The 1423-nt window shown below is 66.9% G+C and carries 2 protein-coding genes; one reads left to right on the forward strand and one right to left on the reverse strand.

The window, feature by feature from the left end; all coding sequences use genetic code 11:
* Positions 1–176: 176 nt before the first annotated feature.
* Positions 177–626, forward strand: a complete 450-nt coding sequence (locus tag BIV23_RS44925) for a hypothetical protein (protein ID WP_071386760.1) — start codon at positions 177–179, stop codon at positions 624–626.
* A 90-nt stretch (positions 627–716) separates the two neighbouring features.
* Here BIV23_RS44925 and BIV23_RS44930 read toward each other — a convergent pair whose 3' ends face one another.
* Positions 717–1325: a hypothetical protein gene (locus BIV23_RS44930; RefSeq protein ID WP_071386761.1), complete on the reverse strand. Its 609-nt coding sequence runs from the start codon at positions 1323–1325 to the stop codon at positions 717–719.
* Between the last annotated feature and the right edge of the window lie 98 nt (positions 1326–1423).

Below are 1423 nucleotides of genomic sequence, written 5' to 3' on the forward strand. Positions count from 1 at the left end.
TCACCGCGCCTCGGGCCGACTCTCCACGCTCGGGATCCTCATGCTGTTTCGGCGGCTCGTGCGGGACTACGAGAGCAGGCCGAAGTCCTCGGAGTCCAGGGTGCGCTGGGCCATGATCGACGTGATAGCACGCCGTCTCACCGGCCAGACCACGCCCACCTGGCGCGGGTGACCGCATGGATGACCAGGTCACGCCGCTTCTGGAGCGGATCGACGCGCGCGAACGCGAGGTCGTCGGCGATGCAGCGCAGATTCGTGCGCAGATGGACGAGCTCACCGTGCGCCTGCGTGAACTCGACGAGGAGATCGAGAGCCTGGCGGTGACCCGCAAGACGCTCCTCGCCCTCCCGCCGGCGACCCCGGAGCCAGCCGAGGAACCGCCCGTCCTGCCAGCCCACCCCGCCTACCAGCAGATCCTCGACGTCTTCGCCGACGCTACTGGACCGATGCGTGCCCGCGACCTGTGCCAGGCCCTGGACCTCCCGCTCAAGCCGAAGAACATCGAGAGCACCCGGCACAAGCTCAAGCGCCTGGTCGGTCTCGGTGTCCTGCCCGAACCCGAACCCGGCTTGTTCGCCCAGCGCCGCCCGAGCAACTCCGTCAATCCGCGCCATCAGCCCACCTGATGACCCGAGTCAACAGCCGAATCGGCCAAGAGCGGATCAGAACCTCTCCTAAGGTTTCATTTAGTGCGCCGAGAGCTTGGTGTGACTGGACTACTGCGCCCAGCGTCCCATGGTCGGCGCGGTGCCGATCAGGCACTCGATGTCGGTCGGGAAGCCAACGATGGCGTAGGCGGTCAGGCGCAGGTGGCCCTCAAGGCAGACCAGATTGTCCTGCTTCTCGCCGACGAGGATGAGCGGAGGAAACCGCTCGCCTCTGATGAGCGCCTGGGCTGCGTCGACAAACGGTTCGTTGGACACGTCGAACGCCCGCAGCCCTGCCTTGATGCGTGCGGCCGCGTCGGTCGGCCGGCGGCTGCCACCCGACAGTTCGACCCAGTAGGAATACTCGAGGTAGCGCACGCTGGCCGCCTCGTCGGCGGACAGGAGTGCCCTGGTCCAGGTGACCTCAGGGGGGAAGTTCTCGAACAGGTCGCGGTTCTCGCCGTACCCGCGCGTCGCAGCGAGCAGAGCACGACGTGCGAAGTTCGCTCCAGCGTCGGAGAGGTCTGGATGCGTCAGCAACTGCTCGGCCTGCCCGGCTGCCGCCAGGTGGGACCGGAGGTTCTGGCCGAACCTCTGGCTGGACAACTCGCCGCTCAAGAAGCAGGAGACCATCTCGTCCTCACTGCTCATGCCCAGTACCTGCACGACCGTCAGCATAGGGTCGACCTCGTTCGCCTGGCGGCGCCCGGGCAATCCGTCGCTCCGCGCCACCAGCCCACCTGACACAAGTAACGCTCGGAGGGGGGTTTGTTGGT

The organism is Streptomyces monashensis, assembly GCF_001866665.1.
Taxonomy (GTDB): domain Bacteria; phylum Actinomycetota; class Actinomycetes; order Streptomycetales; family Streptomycetaceae; genus Streptomyces; species Streptomyces monashensis.